Consider the following 17,882-nt stretch of genomic DNA (forward strand, 5'->3'; position numbering starts at 1 on the left):
AGGGATGAACGATGCCGGCACTCAAAGACCTTGTGGCTATCATCATGGGCGGCGGCCGGGGCACCCGGCTGTACCCGTTAACCGGAGTCCGCGCCAAACCGGCTATCCCAATCGCCGGAAAATACCGGCTGATTGATATCCCGATAAGCAACTGCATCAACTCCGGGATTTTCCGTATCAGCGTCCTCACCCAGTTTAATTCGGCATCGCTCAATCGCCATATCAGCAGGACTTACCGCTTCGATTCGTTCGGCACCGGCTATGTCGAGATTTTGGCCGCGGAGCAGACCGCCCAGAATAATGACTGGTACCAGGGTACGGCTGACGCCCTGCGTAAGCAATTGGTACAAATCCAGTCCGCCTGCCCTTCTGACGTTCTGATATTGGCTGGAGACCACTTGTATCGCATGGATTATTCCAAGATGATCGAGCATCACTGGGCAAAAAACGCCGATATCACCGTCGGCGTCATACCGGTCGGCGGTGAAGAGGTCGACCGTTTCGGGGTGCTCAAGTGCCGCGACGACGGGAAAATTGTGTCCTTCGCCGAAAAGCCAAAAGATGCCGCCTCCCAGGCGGCAATGGTCAGTTACCCGGAACGGGGGTTGTGCTACCTGGGCTCAATGGGTATATATGTGTTTAAAACTGAGACTCTGGTCGACATCCTGACCGGCAAGCCGGACTTTGACGATTTCGGCAAGGACGTCATTCCCTACGCCGTGAATAATTTGCCGGTTTATAGTTACGAGTTTTCCGGCTACTGGCGGGATATCGGTACCATACGTTCCTTTTATGAAACCAATCTTGAGCTGACACATCAAAATGCCCCGTTCAATTTTTATGATCCGGAAGGTCCTATCTACACCCATGCCAGGTTTCTACCCGGTTCCATCGTGGAGGATAGTTCGCTGCAGGATGTTCTCCTGGCGGAAGGCTGCCTCATTAGAAGTTCCAGCATCAGCCATTCGGTCGTCGGGCTTCGTAGCCAGATCCGTCAGGGCAGCATCATCACCGACTCCATTATCATGGGAGCTGATTCATACGACCCGCCCAGCTGCCGCCTGCCTCCGGGAGTCGGCGAAAATTGCTATATCCAGGGCGCCATAGTCGATAAAAATGTATGCATCGGACCGGGCACGATAATCAAACCGTTCCCCCGCCATGAGTCCCAGGACCATGGGAGTTGGGTGGTCCGCGACGGCATCGTCGTTATACCCAAGGGCACGACGCTGCCGCCCGGCACAGTGATTGAGCCCGGGGCTGCGGCTCGCCAGATGTCTTTCTGAAACGCGGCGGCGGCTATTTAGTAGAGTTTCCACTGAACGGCGAGAGTGAACGATGATTGCCGATACAGGCATCAACCAGCCTAAGATCACCATAGCCGCAGCTGAAATCGCGCCGTTTGCTAAAACCGGGGGACTGGCCGACGCTGTCGCTGCCCTGTCGGCATCGCTGGCAGCAAACGGCTGCCGGGTGAACCTGGTGATGCCGGCTTATCGGAGCATTATCAAAACGGCCATAAATGATGCGCAATACGTCGCCGACATCGGATTCAGAACCGCCGGGCAGGCAGTACCTGCCGGTATCTACCGTTATCCGATCGGGCCTTCACAAAATATCTATTTCATCCGCTGCGACGAATTTTTTGACCGCGCCGGACTTTATGGGGAGTCCGGTATCGATTACACGGACAACGACCGGCGTTTTGCGCTTTTCTCCAGGGCTGTGCTGGAAGTTGCCGGATTAACCGGAAGCCGGATTATCCACCTGAATGACTGGCACGCGGCGCCGGCGGCCGCTATCCTGAAACTTCAACCTGAACGCTACCCCGGCCTCAACGCCGCGAGGACTCTGCTAACCATCCATAACCTTGCCTATCAGGGGCATTTCGCCCGCGACCGCTGGCCATCCCTCGGTCTCGATCCGGCCGCCTTTTACCCGGCATTCGAGTTTTACGGCGGGGTAAATTTTTTAAAATCGGGGCTAGTGTGCGCTGACCGCCTGGTAACCGTCAGCCCGACCTACGCCCGGGAGGTGACTTCCGAAGGCTGCGGTTTCGGGCTTGAGGGCGTACTGCGGACGCGCGCCGCCAGCTTCTCAGGCATCGTGAACGGAGTAGATTATAACCTCTGGAACCCGGAAAACGACCTGTATTTAGTCCAACATTATTCCGCGGCCGATCTAAGCGGCAAGGCAGCCTGTAAAAAAGCCATTCAGCAGTTTTACGGCCTCGAAGAAGACCCGGCGGCGCCGGTGGCGGCAGTAGTCTCCCGGTTGGCCGACGGCAAGGGCATGGAACTAATTAGAGAAATACTAAAGAAGCTCATCGGTTCCGGCGCCCAATTCATCCTCCTGGGCAACGGCGTTCGAGACCTGGAGGATTTTTTCCGCGCCCTGCCTTCGGTGTATCCCGGCAAAGCCGGAACGATTATCGGTTTCGATGACGGTCTGGCCCATCGGACGATTGCCGGCGCCGACATGCTGTTGATGCCGTCACAGCGCGAGCCGTGCGGCTTAACGCAGCTGTATGCCCTTAAGTACGGCACCGTTCCGATTGTGCGGCGCACCGGTGGCCTGGCCGACACCGTGAAACCGGCTGAAGGCGACCGGGGCGACGGCTTTTTATTCGACGAATATTCCGGGACCGCCCTTTGGGAAGCGGTCAACCAGGCGCGTACCTGGTTCGAGGAGCGACCGTCCTGGCAATCGCTGATGCGCCGAGGCATGCTTGCCGACCATTCGTGGTCCCGGTCGATGCAGCAATACCTTCAGATTTATCGTGCTTTGCTGTCCTGATCCAGCCCTTCAAACAGATCCCGCTCCACAGTTCCTGTCACCGCCGGCGGGAAAGCGCGGCTGAAAGAATCCCGCCGCCCGATGAGCTTCTCGATCAGACCCAGGAGGCCGGCGCGGGGCGGACCACCGCCGCCGTAGAGCTGGCTGCAGTGACAGGCTGATGCATCTCCGCGAGCCTTCAGTTCTGCCCGGCTCAATTTGACCCTAGCATGTACTGGCAGGCACTCACCGGTGAGTCTGGTCAGGTCGATATCTTTATTCCGGCCGAATTTTTTAGGGTTTTGGCCAAGAAGCGGCAGGAGCCTGACCGCCAGCTTCAACAATCGCCGCGGGAAGACGCTGTAGTAGAGCTTCGACGGTTGAAACGGCGCCCCCGCCTCGGGATAACGGCCGCCGTCACCGGCTGCCCGGAAAGCTTCAACGGCGGCGCGATTCACCGCCACATGGTCCGGATGACCATAGTCGCCGCAGGGATCGTGGGTAAGGATTACCTGGGGTTTAATCTCCCGGATGATTCTGACGATGCGACCGGCAACCTGTTCGACCGGAGCGTTGACCAGCGCCTGCGGGTGCCGGTTGTCGGCGCTGCCCGCCATCCCGGAGTCCCGGTAGCCCAGGTGGAAGATTGCCGAAAGGCCAAGAACCCTACCGGCACATTGAAGCTCCGCCCAGCGTACGTCCCCGGAGTCGGCCAGTCCCGACATGAAGAACTGCGGATCTATAGTGCCGGCCTCGCCTCGAGTTGCGCAGGCGTAATAGACTTTGACGCCCATCAGCGCGTAATGGGCCAGCGTCGCTCCCGGCCCGAAGCTTTCGTCGTCCGGGTGGGCGCCGATAAAGAGCAGAACTCCATCACCAGGCATCGACAGCACCTCTAAACCTATCTTATCCTGATTCAGCCTAAACTTAATCGGCGGGACAGGCACACGCCACAGCCTACTTGGGGCGGACGAAGATCGTCGACAGCCGCTCGGTGATAGCCTTGTCCCGCTCTTTGATGCGCTGCATGTCGGCCAGCAGTCCAACTTCGCGGGTGATGAAATCTGTGTCCAGATCACCGGAGACGAAGCGCGGGTTTTCCATGATGGCTTTGTGGAGCACCAAATTGGTGCTCACGCCCAGGATTACATACTCATAAAGCGCCCGGCGCATGCGCATGATGGCGTCGTTGCGGTCCTTACCCCAGGCTACCAGCTTGGAAATCATCGGGTGGTAGCAGTCCGGAATAGTGTACCCGGTATAAATCCCCGAATCGACCCTGATGCCGATGCCGCCGGGCGAGCGGTAGCCGGTGATGGTACCGGGCGACGGCATAAAGTTGCGGATGGGGTCCTCGGCGTTGATGCGGCACTCGATGGCCCAGCCGCGGGTTTTAACGTCTTCCTGCCTGAGGGAAAGCGACAGGCCGGCGGCAACATTGATCTGCTCCTTGACCAGGTCAACGCCGGTGACCATCTCCGTCACCGGGTGCTCCACCTGGATACGGGCATTTACCTCCAGAAAATAGTAGCGGCCCTCTGAAAAGATGAACTCCACCGTGCCGGCGCCGACATACTTTATGGCCCGGGCAAGGCGCACCGCCGCGCCGCCCATCTCCGCCCTGAGTTCAGGGTTAAGCGCCGGCGAGGGCGATTCCTCGATAACCTTGGAATGGAAACGCTGGATGGAGCACTCCCGCTCGCCGAGGTGAATGACGTTGCCCTGGGAATCGGCCAGGATCTGGAACTCAATATGGCGCGGGTGTTCGATGTATTTTTCGATGTAGACGCTGGCGATGCCGAAACTCTTCTTAGCCATCTGGGGCGAAAGGGTCAGGGCGCGCTGCAAATCGGAGTCTGACCTGGCGATGACCATGCCGATGCCGCCGCCGCCGCCGGCCGGTTTGACGATCATCGGGTAGCCGATCTCACCCAGGTCATCCTGAAGCTGGCAGAAGTCCGCCGGGCATTCGCCGGTGCCGGGCACCACCGGCACCCCGGCTTTGACCGCTTCTTCTCGGGCGGCGATCTTGTTGCCGGTGACTTCCAGCACCCTGGCCGGCGGGCCGATGAAGATTATCTTGGCCTGTTCGCAGGCGCGGGCGAAGGCGGCGTTCTCCGACAGGAAGCCGTAGCCGGGATGGATGGCCTCGGCCTTGCAGGCTTTGGCGATTTCGATGATTTTATCCATGTTGAGATAGGACAGCGTGGCCGGGGCCGGTCCCAGGAGATAGGCTTCGTCAGCGTACCTGGCATGAAAGGCGTCTTTGTCCGCCTCGGAGTAGACGGCTACGGTGTTTATTCCCAATTCGCGGCAGGCGCGCATGACGCGGACGGCAATTTCGCCTCTATTGGCCACGAGGACTTTGCTGATCATGGAAGTCTCCTTGAATGGATGTTCAGCCGATAATATATCATAAAAGGCGCGGATACGTCGTGGGGGCCGAACCTGGGAATGAGCGCCGAGCGGTCTATAACCGATTTGTTTTTGTTTAGGCGCGCAATAGCCAGGTTTTCCGGAAACGAACTGGAAATTCCACGATGGGCGGAACGCGGGAAACGATAGTCGTCGGAATTGGGAACAAAGGCGGTTTTCATCTCGGCGCCAAAGCCGCGCGAAGCCGTGGCCGAAGCAGGCGGGAAAGCATCAGCCTTAATTAAAGATAGAGAAAGGCGGGCGGAAAGGTTGCGCGAGCCGACTCGGCCTGCCAGCGGAGGCCGACGACAAGAGGGGACGGGTAACAGTACATATGTGCTGTTGCAGGTCATGGCGGTATTATAGCACCTGTGTTCTTTATGATGTCAAGCGTCTGGTGTCGTTTTTGGGGTCATCTTAAGAATATATTTACGACAGACGCGGACGCTTGGGGAAGAAAATTAACGGCCATCGAGTGGAGCTATTTGCGTTTATACTGGTAGAGGAATCACCCAACAAGAGGGTCACTCTATGACAGTGAAGGTTGATTCTACGACTCTTCGTAAATCGATGAACAAAACAAGTTCAAATGTGCCAGGGAGCCAGCCATTCGCAGGCATCATAACCACCGTCTGGGGAGTCCGGATGTTGTTGCCATCCTCGACCCAGCGATAGACAGTCGTTCCTTGATTGACACATTCCACCGTTACTTTGGTGCAACACAGATCGCCCGTCAGCCAAAAAGTACAATATATTGGTATTTGACCAGATGGAAAAGCTTGATCGGAGAGCGGAATATGTCCGGTCTCATAGGGAGCTTTGTTGATTACCAGGAGATCGACATCGATACCGGCATCCGGACAGAAAGTTTCATATGGAGGCGGCAACAACTGAGCATCTTCTCCGCAGCCGCCAATCGTCATAGGAAGACTAATACAGATAACCACCATCCATTTTCTTAGCATAGTCGAGACTTAGAGAACAGCAGCGATGTTCAACACATCGCTGCTGTTCGATCCTTTTTTTCGTACCGATTAAGAGGCCGAACTGACTTTCCGGTTCCTCCGCCATACCAGTTGGGCAGTGAAACCAAAAAGGAGCAGCGCTATACCGCCGAAAATATACAAACCATACAAACCTGCGGTCGGTTCGAATTCATGGAGGGAACCGACGTAGTGAGTGATTCCCCCATACAGAGAAAGAAAGGCCAGAGCGGCGAGAACCCACTCAAACCATTTAACAATGATGCCTTTCCTGATAACCCACATAGCGCCAACGCCGAATACTATGCCGAGTAACAATCCAAGCCACATTTTTTCTGTACCTCCAGTTTTTTACCGCATAGTGTCAATGCCGTAGGTGGGCATCTTGCCGAAACGCTCGTCAAAGTAATCCGCTTCGAGCTTATGGCCATATTTGAAGGTTCGATCCATGTCCGCGAAGAATTTGTTGAACACAGTCGTGTTTGCCGCTGTGGCTTTAACCAGGGTATGCAGCCAGGAAGCCTCCGGCATCTCGTTGAACGGGCATGTACCCTGGCACATCGGACAATGCGGGCATTTCCCGATGTCGGTGCGCCAGCCAAGAAATCCTTGCGCCTGATATGGCAGTGGTTCCCCGAAGGTGCCGTTATCGTTGCCATCCTCCGGGTTGCGCCCAGTAGTCCAGGTTGGATCATTGCGCTGAATAACCTGCCCCGGGCAGGCCTCGGCGCAAATTTCACAAGTCTTGCAGAATTCATAGATACCGGCATCAATAGGCCGCGTGGGCACAAGTGGCATGTTTGTCCACATTTTGTAGGTACTTCGTACTGTAGCCCCATACTTCGGATGAAGGGCGACCTGGCCCATGCGGGCATGTTCCAAGAGACCATTTACAGTAGCCAAAGCCGTTCCGGATGTAATGGCGCTCATACCCCCTGCAACGCAATCATACCCCAGGGCCCTGATGAATTGCATGAGTCGGATCTCGATGATGCTCATCCGGGAGTAACAATACCAAACAGCAGCATTCTCACCAGCACCAAGTGGATTATAATCCGGCCAGGCTTTCATAATGCCGCCCTGTTGAACCCGGGTCATATCGATGTTTTGTCTGAAGGTCCAGACGAACGACCATTTGAAACTCGTGGGGATTACCTTACGAGTGACTGTGCCTTTGGTGTTCGTTTCGACGTAAGGTGCCTCTACGTTTTCCCGATCAATCTTGGCGCTTTCCATATCGTATGTCGTGGTCAAACGTTCCAATTGAGGACCGTCTTCGATCACGCCGATGTCATCACACCCAAAGAATCTCGCGATGCCTCGCAACAGATTCATATTCTCTTTAGGAGTCCCTGTCCATTTAGGGTACCCTGTTTTTTCAGGCGTTTTTGTAGGAGTCTGCCCTAGAAAAGTCAGTTTTGGTACGAAAGAGTTTATTGCCTGTGAAGCCGAATCAAGCGCTTGGCGCCGGGGGTCTTTCCAGTTGTACTTGGGGTCGTAGCCTTGCTGCCATTCGACATATTTCTTGGCTTGCTCAAGACTATAAGCATCGAAAAACCATTTACTCTCTTTAACGTTATAATCCCTGGCGTGCCGACCGTCGACTCGCCATTTATGATCCCAATCTATTGGTACAGTGGGCTCATAATATTCTTTATGCTTCACGTACCATGGTAGATTAGGAATATAGCCATCACCCACCTCATACCCGTAATAGTTGCCATTGGACGACATGAGTTCGTCAAGATCATGAAATGCTGGAGAGGTTAGGGCAGCAACGCCTCCCAAGCCGGCACCGGTGAATCCCAGAGCCTTCATGAAATCACGCCGTGAAATTGGAGAATGGAACCTGGACATTTCAACCTCCTTTAAAAGAACTGCGGTTAGTCCTGAAACACTTAGGGCATCAAGTCTGGTTTCGGCTTGATGCCCTAAACACATTGCCCATTACTACTCCTTCCGTCGGAGGTGGCAGGCCTTCAACGATTAACCTAAGTTAAATACATCTTACTCCGATATAACAAATTGTCATCGTACTTAAGAACTAGTCACCATTGGACTTTATGCGTATTTTTTAGTCATATGGTCGCACTATGCCTGAAACGCGGGGGTCGTGGAACTATTCAACACTCTGATCTGTCGGCAGCTCTTAAGTATAAATAACCACAACGACTCAAATAATCCTATCGGTAGCTGGTGATTCCTCTGGCGATGTTTGCGATTAACCTAATGAACCTGACCAGAATTCCCACTCCAATGCCGACTGCCACCAGGATCAAAAATACCTTTACTGCGATTTCCGTCGCCTCGAGGGCAACGGTATCGGAGAAGGCACTGAAATCAAACGGGAATATATTGATCAAGCTGACAATAGCAACGAGGGCGAAAACATCTATGAGAATCTTGATCGGCTCCCGGAGCAGGTATTTATCCCATACGATGGTGATGATATTTCCGAGTATGGCGGCGAACAACGCGGTATTGAGTACGGGCAGCCACAGGTGAAGATCCTGGCTTAAAATGGGATCCCTGACCCAGTTGGTAACCCCATCTGCAGTTTGACCCTGGTAGGTTGCGATGTATTCGCTGTAGTAATTAAAAAGCACCAGAAGCACGGCGCTCCAACCGATAGACAAGCTTGAGCCTACCAGGCGGCCGGTCCTGCTGCCAGGAACATACCTCCTGGCGGGAACCTCACCCGACGGGGCGCTGATGTTGTCCGCCGCTTGAGTCTTATCCGCTGAAGGGTAGGCAACCGGCGCTTTGATAAGTTGCCTTGACAGGCTGCTTACGAAGGGAACCTCGAATTCTTCATCTCTGTATGCTTTGACCATGAGCGTTATCCACAGCACCAAAGCCACGATAGAAACCGCGGCGGATAAAACTCCCCCCGAATTCGGGATCCAACCTAAGATCCACCCCATTATGGCAAGCGGGGCAAAGATCAGAATTGACTGGGTGGCGTGGAACCGGACCTTAACACTTTTTTGTTCAAGGATAAGGAAGATTATACCGGTCACCCACACGCCAAGGTAGCACAGGAGAGCCGCGACATTTGGGGCAAGCCCGGTGCTGGTATTTTGGGAGGAACTCGCCTGGCCGCCGTTCGACCCGGCCTCCTGTTCGATTCTAGATTTTTCTGCTTCGTAGATTGCTTTCCGTTGTTCCGGCGTAATGTCCATCAGAGCGCGCTCCTCTTAACCGCATTTATCATGGCACGAGTCTTGGCGATGAATATCAGGATACAATACAGGTTATGCGCCTTCAATAGTAAGGGGCGGTCAGTAATGAGGGATCATGAAAAAGGGAGCGGCTCTTCCGAGCCGCTCCCTACTAATAATCACGACGATGGAACTAGATGAACAGGGGCACCAGCACCAGGGTGATGGTCGACAGCAGTTTGATCAGGACGTGCAGCGACGGGCCGGCGGTGTCCTTCAGAGGATCGCCGACGGTGTCGCCGACGACAGCCGCGGCGTGGGCGAAGGTGCGCTTGCCCTGGACGACACCCTTGTCGTCTTTGAGCTGACCATCTTCAATGTACTTTTTGGCATTGTCCCAGGCGCCGCCGGAGTTGTTCATGAAGGCGGCTAGCATAATGCCGCCGATAGTGCCGACCATCAGCATAGCGCCGACAGCCATGGCGGCGTCATAACCCTCGATGAGGTTGAAGCCGACGCCCAGCACCAGGGGAGCCAGCACCGGCAGCAGGCCGGGTTTGATCATTTCGCGCAGGCCGGCCCGGGCGGTGATGTCCACGGCGCGGGCGTAATCCGGCTTGGCTTCCCAGGTCATGATCTTGGGATTCTCGCGGAATTGGCGGCGGACTTCCTCGATGATCAACTGGGCGGTATTGCCGACGGCCTTGATGGCCCAGGAACTGAAGAGGAAGACAAGCATGACGGCGAAGAGACCGCCGACGAAGACCTCGGGCTTGGCCAGGTCGATGACATCGAACGGAGTGCCGCGCAGGAATTCGACCTGGTCCATGTAAGCCTGGAACAGCAGGAAGGCGGCCAGGCCGGCGGACACCAGGGCGTAGCCCTTGGTGAGAGCTTTGGTGGTGTTGCCGACGGCGTCGAGGCGGTCGGTGATCTTGCGGACCTGGGGCCCGGCGCCAGCCATCTCGTTGATGCCGTTGGCGTTATCGGTGATGGGACCGAAGGTATCCATGGCCAGGACGTAGGGGCAGGTCATCAGCATGCCCATGGTAGCCACAGCGGTGCCGAAGGCGCCGGCGCCTTCAACGCCGGACTGCTGGCCGAAGAAGTAGGCGACGAGCAGTGAGATGCCGATGACCAGGGCGGTAGGCAGGGCGGTCTCGAAGCCGATAGCGATGCCGCCGACGATGTTGGTAGCGGAACCGGTGCGGGAGGCCTGGGCCAAGTCCTTGACCGGTTTATACTTGGTGTCGGTGTAGTACTGGGTGATATAGAGAATGGCAACCGAGGCGAGGATGCCGACGAGGCCGGCGGCGGCCAGCCAGAAGTTGTCCAGCATGATAGTCACGGTGATAACCATGCCGATAGCGGACAGGACGATGGACATCCAGTAGCCGCGGTTGAGGGCGGCCATGGGATCTTCTTCTTCTTTAGCCTTGACGATGAGCAGACCGATCATGGAGGCCACCAGGCCGAAGGCGCGGACGACCAGCGGGAAGATGATCCAGGCGACATCGCCGGTGATGGCGTATACGGAAGCGCCCAGGATCATGGCGCCGATGTTTTCGGCGGCGGTGGACTCGAAAAGGTCAGCGCCGCGGCCGGCGCAGTCGCCGACGTTGTCGCCGACGAGGTCGGCGATGACCGCGGCGTTTCGGGAGTCGTCTTCAGGAATGCCGGCTTCAACCTTGCCGACGAGGTCGGCGCCCATGTCAGCGGCTTTGGTGTAGATACCGCCGCCGAGCTGGGCGAACAGGGCGACAAAGCTGGCGCCGAAGCCGAAGCCGACGATCAAATGGGGCGCGATTTCAGGCTCAGAGTTGCCGCCGAAGGCAAAGAAGATGGCGGTTACGCCGATTAAAGACAGGGTGGTGATTAGAAAGCCGGAGACGGCGCCGCCGCGCATGGCGACGTCGATGGCCTCGCGCCAGGACCGCTGGGCGGCCGCGGCGCAGCGGACGTTGGATTTGACGGCGATGTACATGCCGGCGAAACCGGAGATGCCGGAGCAAATGGCGCCGACCAGGAAGGCGACGCCGGTGCGCCACATGATGCCGGCCTGGCCGACATCACCCGGGGTGTTTTCCCCGGACAGCAGGCCGACGATAGCGCCGACAGCCACAGCTACAAATATGGAGAGAATACCGATGGTGCGGTACTGGCGGTTCAAGAACGCCCAGGCGCCTTCGAAAATCATGTCCCCCACTTCTCTCATCTTGGGGGTTCCGGTGTCCTTGGCCAGGACGAAGCGGGCCAGGTAGACGATAAACAGGACTGTCACCAGCGAGATGACGGGCACAAGCCAGAAAATACCAGGCATAGTCCTCCTACTTCCCTCCTATTTTTTTACAACTCGGGTACTCTATCATTTTAAGCGCTGATGATGCAAATCGGATTGAACTATCGTTCAATCCGATTTATCAAGGCAGCTGATTCCTTATTAATAGGTTGTTTATGCCGGCCGGGACAAGCCCTGACCCGCGGCCGTGAGGTCTATGCCGGGGGTGGCCAGATCCTCCACCGCCGCGATGCATTCGCGGCGCAACTGGCGTTCGTCGGTGGCTTTGAGATAGCTCTGGCAGTGGTCGCAGACCTCGGCCGCATGAGCCTGATCGCCGCCGATGGTGAACGACCGGATGGAAGCCATCTCGGGATTTTCGCAGTGGGGGCACATGTGCCGGGGAAAGGGCCATTCGGTGCGGCAGAGGCCGCAGTACAGCTTGCGGAAGCCTTTTTCCCCGTAATAAACCCCGTATCTGGCCGGCGAGCCGCAGACCGGGCAGAAGCCGCGGTTCCAGGCGATCTCCTTATCCATCAGCATCTGCCGGTAGGGTTCCGACTGGTGTTCGTAGAAGGGCACCAAAAGGCTGTGCAGGAAATAGGCGATGGTTTCGGCATTGTAGCCGCTGCCTTCCGCCAGTTCGGCAAGGTCCAGCCGTCCCGCCAGCAGGTCTTCGGCAAGGGTATGCCAGTCATCGCTCGAAGAGCCGGGCAGGGCAAAAATCTTCTCGACCGGAAAGGGCTGACCGGCGACGCGGCTGAAAGCGGCCGCCAGTTTTAGAGCCGCCGGGCGAAACACGGAGACCGGGATCGGCACGCTCTGACCGGTCAAGGCAATCTGGCCTTCTTTGAGATTGTTCAAAGCGGCTTCGGAAAGCCGCAGAGTCGGCCCGAGTTGTTCTCGGGCCGACTCCTGGATTTCCATTATTTCTTTGTTGAGGCCGGTGTACCCTTCCGGGAAGGCTTTTTCGGCCTCGTAGCGCTGCAGCTCTGCGCGGCAGCGCTGGTAAAACGACGCACTCACTAAGCAGTCACCACTTCAGGGTTGGCGCGGGCGACCGATTCAGGCAGCCCGGCCTTCTGCTCGGAGAACAGCGGCAGGTAGCGCGCCGCCAGGCGGAAGGCGAACATGGCGCCGAAGATGAGCCCCAGGGTGAAGATGAACTCCCACACCGTCGGGAAGTAGCTGCCGAAGCGCGCCGGCGCATGGGAGATGACCAGGGTGTTCACCCGGTTCAGCACCAGGCCCATGATGATGAGCGATGACGCCCACAACAGGCCGCTCCGGGACTCCCGCACCTTCTTCATGGCGATCAGGATGATCGGCAGCACCATGCCCAGGCCGACCTCCACCAGGAACAGCGCTCCGAACTCGTCGAAGGCGAACTCCGAGAAGCCGCCGGATGCCGCCGTGTCGTAGAAGCGCAGGCCCAGGTAGAAGACCAGGATCCAGGCGGCGATGGCCATGACCTTGGGCAGGAGGTCCATCCGCAGCGTCAGCTTCCAGCTCTTGGCCATGATGACCGAGAAGAAGGTCAGCACCGACAACCCCAGCGACATGGCCGAGATGACGAAGAGATAGCCCATCAGCGGCAGGTGCCACAGCCCGTGCTGGTCAGGCGTGATCAGGAACAGGGCGCCCAGGCTCGACTGGTGCAGGAAGGACAGAAGGATGCCGAAGATGACCAGGGGAACGACCAGCGCGTGCTGCACCGCCGCGGCCTTCACCCAGCCGAAGCGGGCGAAAAGGTTGGGCGAGAACTCCAGGTAAAGCACCGTCAGGTACATCATGACGCACCAGGCCACTTCGAACATGATCGAGCCGGGCTGCCACATCCACAGCGGGTGGATGATCAAGGGGCTGCGGCCCAGGTCGATGGCGATGCCTAAAGCGCCGATAGTGTAGCCCAGGGTGGCGATCAGGATGGCCGGCTTGACCAGCGGCCGGAAGGCTTCCACCTTGAAGATGTAGACGATGGCCGCCAGGACGAAGCCGCCGGCCGCCGAGGCGATGTAAACGCCGACGTCGAAGGCGACCCACAGGCCCCACGGCCAGTTGTCCGACAGATTGGTGACCGCCCCCAGGCCCCAGATCAGCTTGGCGACGGCCACGCCGATGGCGCCCAGCAGGAACAGGAACTGGACGACGCCCCAGAAGCTAAAGAGGGGTACGTTTCGGTTGGTCATTAGTGTGATCCTCCTTTAGCTGCGGTTTCGCCCTTGCCCTTCATCCTCATGGTGCGGAAGGCGTAGGTGCCGACCAGGAAGGCGCCCAGCGCGGCGATCTCATACGGGATCTTGGACAGGAACTCCCAGGTGTACTCGGGGTAAGACTCGGTCTCGACCTCGGGGAAGCCCAGTTCCTGAGGGCTGACAGCGCCCAGGAACAGCACCTGAGTGCCGCCGGCCTCATTTTCGCCGTAGATGTGGTTGAAGTATTTGTCGGGGGAGCGGGCGATGCGGCCTTTGGCGATTTCCAGCAGCGCGTCCCGCTCGCCGAACATGATGGCGCTCGGCGGGCAGGTGGTGGAGCAGGCCGGCTCTTCGGTCGGCTGCTTGGAGGTCTGCCGGTCCCAGCACATGGTGCACTTGGCGATTTTGGGCCAGGGATCGGTTTTGCCTTCATCGGTAAACCAGGTGTATTTGGGGATGTCGAAGGGGCAGGCGTTCTGGCAATAGCGGCAGCCGATGCACTTCCCTTCCTCCCAGACGACCGGACCGAAATCCAGCTTCTGGAGGGCGCCGACCGGGCAGACCGAGGCGCAGGCGGGGTGTTCGCAGTGCATGCACCGCTTGGAAACGAAGTTCCAGGTCAGGTTGCCGTTCTTCATCACCTCGAAGAACTCGACGTGAACGAAGTTGTAGGCGTTGGTTTCAATGGGATTGGTCATGGTGGGGCTGAACTCGGTTTTGACCGCCGGGTTCAGGTTCCACTGCTTGCAGGCGCTCTGGCAGCCGCGGCAGCCGGTGCACCGAACGGTATCAATGAGCAGTCCTTTAGCCATCGTTACATCCCCCTCTTCAACGGCAGAGGTTCAATCGGCACGGAGCGGTGCCCCAGTTTCAACATCTCTGCGGTCTTGTCGGTCTTTTCGATCTTCACCAGGAAGGCCTTGGATTCAGGGATGGTGGTGTTGGCGTCTCCGGCGTTAGGCGACAGCACGTTGGCGCTGGCGCCTGTGCCCAGCCCGGCCCAGCCCCAGTGCCACGGGATGGCGACCTGATGAATGGTCTTGCCGCCGAGGTTGAAGGCCTGGACACGCTTGGTCACCATTGCCGGCAATTCGACGCTGCCGCGGGCCGAGCTTACCTTGATGATATCGCCGGCGGCGATGCCTTTTTCAGCCGCCAGGGTTTCACTGATCTCGACGTACGGCGACGGGACCATTTCCACCAGCCAGGGCAGGTTGCGCGACATGGCGCCGGCCTGCCAGTGCTCGACGACGCGGAAGGTGGTGCAGGCGATGGGGAATTCCGCGGCTGAACCCTTGACATCCAGGCCGCCCTCCCAGATCTTGAACACGGGGTTGTCCTGCTGTTTGGAGAGCACGTTCGACACCGGGCTTTCCCAGGGCTCGTAGTGCTCCGGGAACGGGCCGTCGGTCAAACCAGGACCGAAAAGACTGCCGACACCCTCGGCCTGCATGATGAACGGCAGCCAGCCGCCCTGATTCAACGGGCCGGAGCCGCCGTCGATGATATCGCCTTCCCAGGCTTTGGTGGTGTCGTTCCATTTGACGACCGGCTTGTCCGGGTTGAAAGGCTTGCCGTCCAGGTCAACCGAGGCGCGGTTGTAGATGATGCGCCGGTTGAGCGGCCAGGACCAGGCGTATTTGGCATTCAGGCCGATATTGAACGGCCCGTCGTCGAGATCGCGGCGGGCGGACAGGTTGCCGGTTTCGTTGTAGGAGCCGGAATAGATCCAGTTGCCGCAGGAGGTGGTTCCATCGGTGAGAAGCAGGGTGAAGTTGCCGATAAGCTTGCCGGTCTTCAGGTCATAGCCGTTGTCTTCTTTGGCGACCTGATGCGGGTCAACATGGGTGCCGTAATTCCAGGCCAGCTTGGTGATGGCATCGGCGTTGGGGCCGCCCTCAGCGTTGTAGAGTTCCCGCAGCTTAAGCATGAGCTTGTTGATGATGTCCAGGTCAGGCATGGCCTCACCCGGGGGTTCGACGGCCTTATAGCGCCATTGCATCCAGCGGCTGGAATTGGCAACCGAACCCTCTTTCTCGAAGGAAGCGGCAGCCGGCAGCAGGAAGACCTCAGTCTTGATGTTGGCCGGATTGGCGCCGGGCCTCTTCCAGAAGTTGGCGCTCTCATTTTCCCAGAGATCGGCGGCGATGACCCAGTCCAGCTTTTCCATACCGCCGACGATTTGCTGCTGGTTGGGGCCGCTGACGACGGGATTTTGACCCCAGATCATCAAACCCTTGATCTTGCCTTCATACATGTTTTTGAAAAGGGGAATGAAGGAATGGTTGGCGCCGGTATCCATCTTGGGCAGCCAGTTGAAACCGAAGTCGTTGGCAACGGTGCCGTTGTCGCCGTACCAGGTCTTCAGCAGGCTGGCGATGTACTTGGGGCGGTTACTCCACCAGTTGAGGCTGCGGGGTTCGCGTTTGACGACTGCCGTCCGCGTGTTGTAGGCAGCCAGGGTGGTGTCAGCTTCAGTCGGCGCCGGAAGGTATCCCGGCAGCAGGTGGAATAGAATGCCCCAGTCAGTAGCGCCCTGGACGTTCGATTCGCCGCGGAGGGCGTTGATGCCGCCGCCGGCCAGGCCGACGTTGCCCAGGAGCAGCTGCAGGATGCAGTAGGTGCGGATGAGCTGGGTACCGTAGGTATGCTGGGTGGCGCCCATAGCGTACATGATGGTCATGGCTTTATTGGGGGCGCCGGTTGCAGCCACCAGTTTGGCAATCTCCTGGAGCTTGTCCACCGGAATCCCGGACACTTCATTCGCCTTGGCGAAAGTGTAGCGCGAGTAGTGTTTTTTGAGCAGCTGGAAGACGCCGTTCGGGTTCTTGAGGGTTTTGTCTTTGATGGGAACGCCCGCGCTGTCGAGCTGATAGCTCCAGGTGGTCTTGGTGTAGCTGCGGGTTTCGGCGTTGTAGCCGCTGAAGAGGCCGTCCAGGTCAGCCGGCCCCTTGAAATCCGGGTTGATCAGCGTCGGGGCGTTGGTGTATTCGGTAAGGTACGTCATGTTGTATTTGGCCGGGTTGGCTTCAATATCGTTGACGACGTAGTTGATAATAGCGCCCACGACGGCGATATCAGTTCCGGAACGGATGGGGGCGTACATATCAGCCTTGGCCGCTGACCTTGTGAAGCGGGGGTCCAAGACCACGATTTTGCCCCCGTTGCTCTGAGCCCTGAGGATATGGGTGTAGGAAGCGGGGTGATTCTCGGCGGGATTGGCGCCGATAATGAGGACCAGGTTCGCGTTAGCCACATCGGTCCAGTGGTTGGTCATGGCACCGCGTCCGAACGATTCCGCCAAACTGGCGACAGTGGAGGAATGTCAGAGGCGCGCCTGTGTCTCCAGATACACCATGCCGAAGCTGCGCAGCATCTTCACCAGAAGCTGGCACTCTTCATTGTCCAGGCAGGAGCCGCCGACCATGGCCATGGCTTCGACGCGGCGGACGGTGTTGCCCTTGGCGTTCTTTTCTATCCAGTTGGCATCGCGGGTGGCCTTGATGCGCTTGGCCATCTCGGTGATAGCCCAGTCCCAGTCTTTCTCTTCCCAGTCGGAAGCGCCGGGCGCCCGGTATCTCACTTTCTGAAGGCGGCGGGTGTTGTTGTGAATCTGGGCAATGGCCGCACCCTTGCTGCAGGCGCCGCCCTGGTTCACCGGGTGATTGGGGTCGCCCTCGACGTTGACGAGCCTGCCCTGAGCGTCGGTGCGGCAGATAAAACCGCAGCCCGAAGCGTCGTAGGGACAGATGGTGTAGGTTTCCTTAGTCCAGCGGGGGCGGTCATCCACCGGCAGCGCTGAGTCGGCACCCAGCGGCCCCCGGAAGAGCCCGGCTGTGGCGAAGAGTCCGGCGACTCCGCCGCTGGCCTTAAGGAAGTCCCTCCTACTGACTTGAGACTTCATGCTCCCTCCTTTATTTTGTTCGCCTTTGAGACCTTTGTAATTCAGGCTGCAGTCAGGAATCGGCTTCCGGAATGCAACTTATTGGACATGGTGAGACAGTATATCAGAAGTACTAGTCCCACCGTTCGAATATCATAGCACCAAGGCGATACTTGTGTAAACTGGCCCGTG

General features: G+C 57.8%; 12 protein-coding genes. 2 read left to right on the forward strand and 10 right to left on the reverse strand.

Features of this window, described 5'->3' with window-relative positions:
* Positions 1-11: 11 nt before the first annotated feature.
* Together DEALK_RS09375 and glgA are read left to right on the forward strand one after the other, a co-directional pair.
* Positions 12-1,286, forward strand: coding sequence for a glucose-1-phosphate adenylyltransferase (locus DEALK_RS09375; RefSeq protein WP_058439951.1), 1,275 nt, complete (start codon positions 12-14; stop codon positions 1,284-1,286).
* Between the two features lie 52 nt (positions 1,287-1,338).
* Positions 1,339-2,796 (forward strand): glycogen synthase GlgA, encoded by a 1,458-nt coding sequence (gene glgA / locus DEALK_RS09380; RefSeq protein WP_058439952.1) that lies wholly within the window; start codon positions 1,339-1,341, stop codon positions 2,794-2,796.
* Here glgA and DEALK_RS09385 read toward each other — a convergent pair.
* The 10 genes from DEALK_RS09385 to fdnG form a co-directional block, all read right to left on the reverse strand.
* The gene (locus DEALK_RS09385) at positions 2,775-3,659 is read right to left on the reverse strand and encodes a PIG-L family deacetylase (protein WP_058439953.1); all 885 of its coding nucleotides are present in this window, start codon (positions 3,657-3,659) and stop codon (positions 2,775-2,777) included. The genes glgA and DEALK_RS09385 overlap by 22 nt on opposite strands.
* A gap of 73 nt (positions 3,660-3,732) precedes the next feature.
* Positions 3,733-5,151, reverse strand: coding sequence for an acetyl-CoA carboxylase biotin carboxylase subunit (locus DEALK_RS09390; protein WP_058439954.1), 1,419 nt, complete (start codon positions 5,149-5,151; stop codon positions 3,733-3,735).
* 563 nt (positions 5,152-5,714) lie between these two features.
* Positions 5,715-6,155 carry a hypothetical protein gene (locus tag DEALK_RS10025; RefSeq protein ID WP_144437107.1) on the reverse strand — a complete coding sequence of 147 codons (441 nt, stop codon included), beginning with the start codon at positions 6,153-6,155 and terminating at the stop codon, positions 5,715-5,717.
* 369 nt (positions 6,156-6,524) lie between these two features.
* Entirely contained in the window at positions 6,525-8,030 is a 1,506-nt protein-coding gene (locus tag DEALK_RS09405) for a reductive dehalogenase (protein ID WP_058439957.1), read from the reverse strand.
* A gap of 326 nt (positions 8,031-8,356) precedes the next feature.
* Positions 8,357-9,355, reverse strand: a complete 999-nt coding sequence (locus DEALK_RS10170) for a DUF4870 domain-containing protein (protein ID WP_065128759.1) — start codon at positions 9,353-9,355, stop codon at positions 8,357-8,359.
* Positions 9,356-9,527: 172 nt separating this feature from the next.
* Complete coding sequence (locus DEALK_RS09415) at positions 9,528-11,654, reverse strand: sodium-translocating pyrophosphatase (protein ID WP_058439958.1); 2,127 nt, start codon at positions 11,652-11,654, stop codon at positions 9,528-9,530.
* A gap of 132 nt (positions 11,655-11,786) precedes the next feature.
* The gene (locus tag DEALK_RS09420; protein ID WP_058439959.1) at positions 11,787-12,638 is read right to left on the reverse strand and encodes a formate dehydrogenase accessory protein FdhE; all 852 of its coding nucleotides are present in this window, start codon (positions 12,636-12,638) and stop codon (positions 11,787-11,789) included.
* Positions 12,638-13,801 carry an NrfD/PsrC family molybdoenzyme membrane anchor subunit gene (nrfD, locus tag DEALK_RS09425; RefSeq protein ID WP_058439960.1) on the reverse strand — a complete coding sequence of 388 codons (1,164 nt, stop codon included), beginning with the start codon at positions 13,799-13,801 and terminating at the stop codon, positions 12,638-12,640. The genes DEALK_RS09420 and nrfD overlap by 1 nt, the downstream gene beginning before the upstream one ends.
* On the reverse strand, positions 13,801-14,619 hold the full coding sequence (locus DEALK_RS09430; RefSeq protein ID WP_058439961.1) for a 4Fe-4S dicluster domain-containing protein: 819 nt from the start codon (positions 14,617-14,619) through the stop codon (positions 13,801-13,803). Before DEALK_RS09430 ends, nrfD begins: the two co-directional genes overlap by 1 nt.
* Positions 14,620-14,621: 2 nt before the next feature.
* Positions 14,622-17,711, reverse strand: coding sequence for a formate dehydrogenase-N subunit alpha (fdnG, locus tag DEALK_RS09435; RefSeq protein WP_083496438.1), 3,090 nt, complete (start codon positions 17,709-17,711; stop codon positions 14,622-14,624).
* Positions 17,712-17,882 lie beyond the last annotated feature (171 nt).

The organism is Dehalogenimonas alkenigignens (assembly GCF_001466665.1).
Taxonomy (GTDB): Bacteria; Chloroflexota; Dehalococcoidia; order Dehalococcoidales; family Dehalococcoidaceae; genus Dehalogenimonas; species Dehalogenimonas alkenigignens.

What these genes read in the sequence shown, in the direction of transcription:
- DEALK_RS09430 (WP_058439961.1), bottom strand. Translation starts at nt 14,619, where the DNA reads ATGGCTAAAGGACTGCTCATTGATACCGTTCGGTGCACCGGCTGCCGC.
- DEALK_RS09415 (WP_058439958.1), bottom strand. Translation starts at nt 11,654, where the DNA reads ATGCCTGGTATTTTCTGGCTTGTGCCCGTCATCTCGCTGGTGACAGTC.
- DEALK_RS10025 (WP_144437107.1), bottom strand. Translation starts at nt 6,155, where the DNA reads ATGCTAAGAAAATGGATGGTGGTTATCTGTATTAGTCTTCCTATGACG.
- DEALK_RS09375 (WP_058439951.1), top strand. Translation starts at nt 12, where the DNA reads ATGCCGGCACTCAAAGACCTTGTGGCTATCATCATGGGCGGCGGCCGG.
- glgA (WP_058439952.1), top strand. Translation starts at nt 1,339, where the DNA reads ATGATTGCCGATACAGGCATCAACCAGCCTAAGATCACCATAGCCGCA.
- DEALK_RS09385 (WP_058439953.1), bottom strand. Translation starts at nt 3,659, where the DNA reads ATGCCTGGTGATGGAGTTCTGCTCTTTATCGGCGCCCACCCGGACGAC.
- DEALK_RS09405 (WP_058439957.1), bottom strand. Translation starts at nt 8,030, where the DNA reads ATGTCCAGGTTCCATTCTCCAATTTCACGGCGTGATTTCATGAAGGCT.
- DEALK_RS09390 (WP_058439954.1), bottom strand. Translation starts at nt 5,151, where the DNA reads ATGATCAGCAAAGTCCTCGTGGCCAATAGAGGCGAAATTGCCGTCCGC.
- nrfD (WP_058439960.1), bottom strand. Translation starts at nt 13,801, where the DNA reads ATGACCAACCGAAACGTACCCCTCTTTAGCTTCTGGGGCGTCGTCCAG.
- DEALK_RS10170 (WP_065128759.1), bottom strand. Translation starts at nt 9,355, where the DNA reads ATGGACATTACGCCGGAACAACGGAAAGCAATCTACGAAGCAGAAAAA.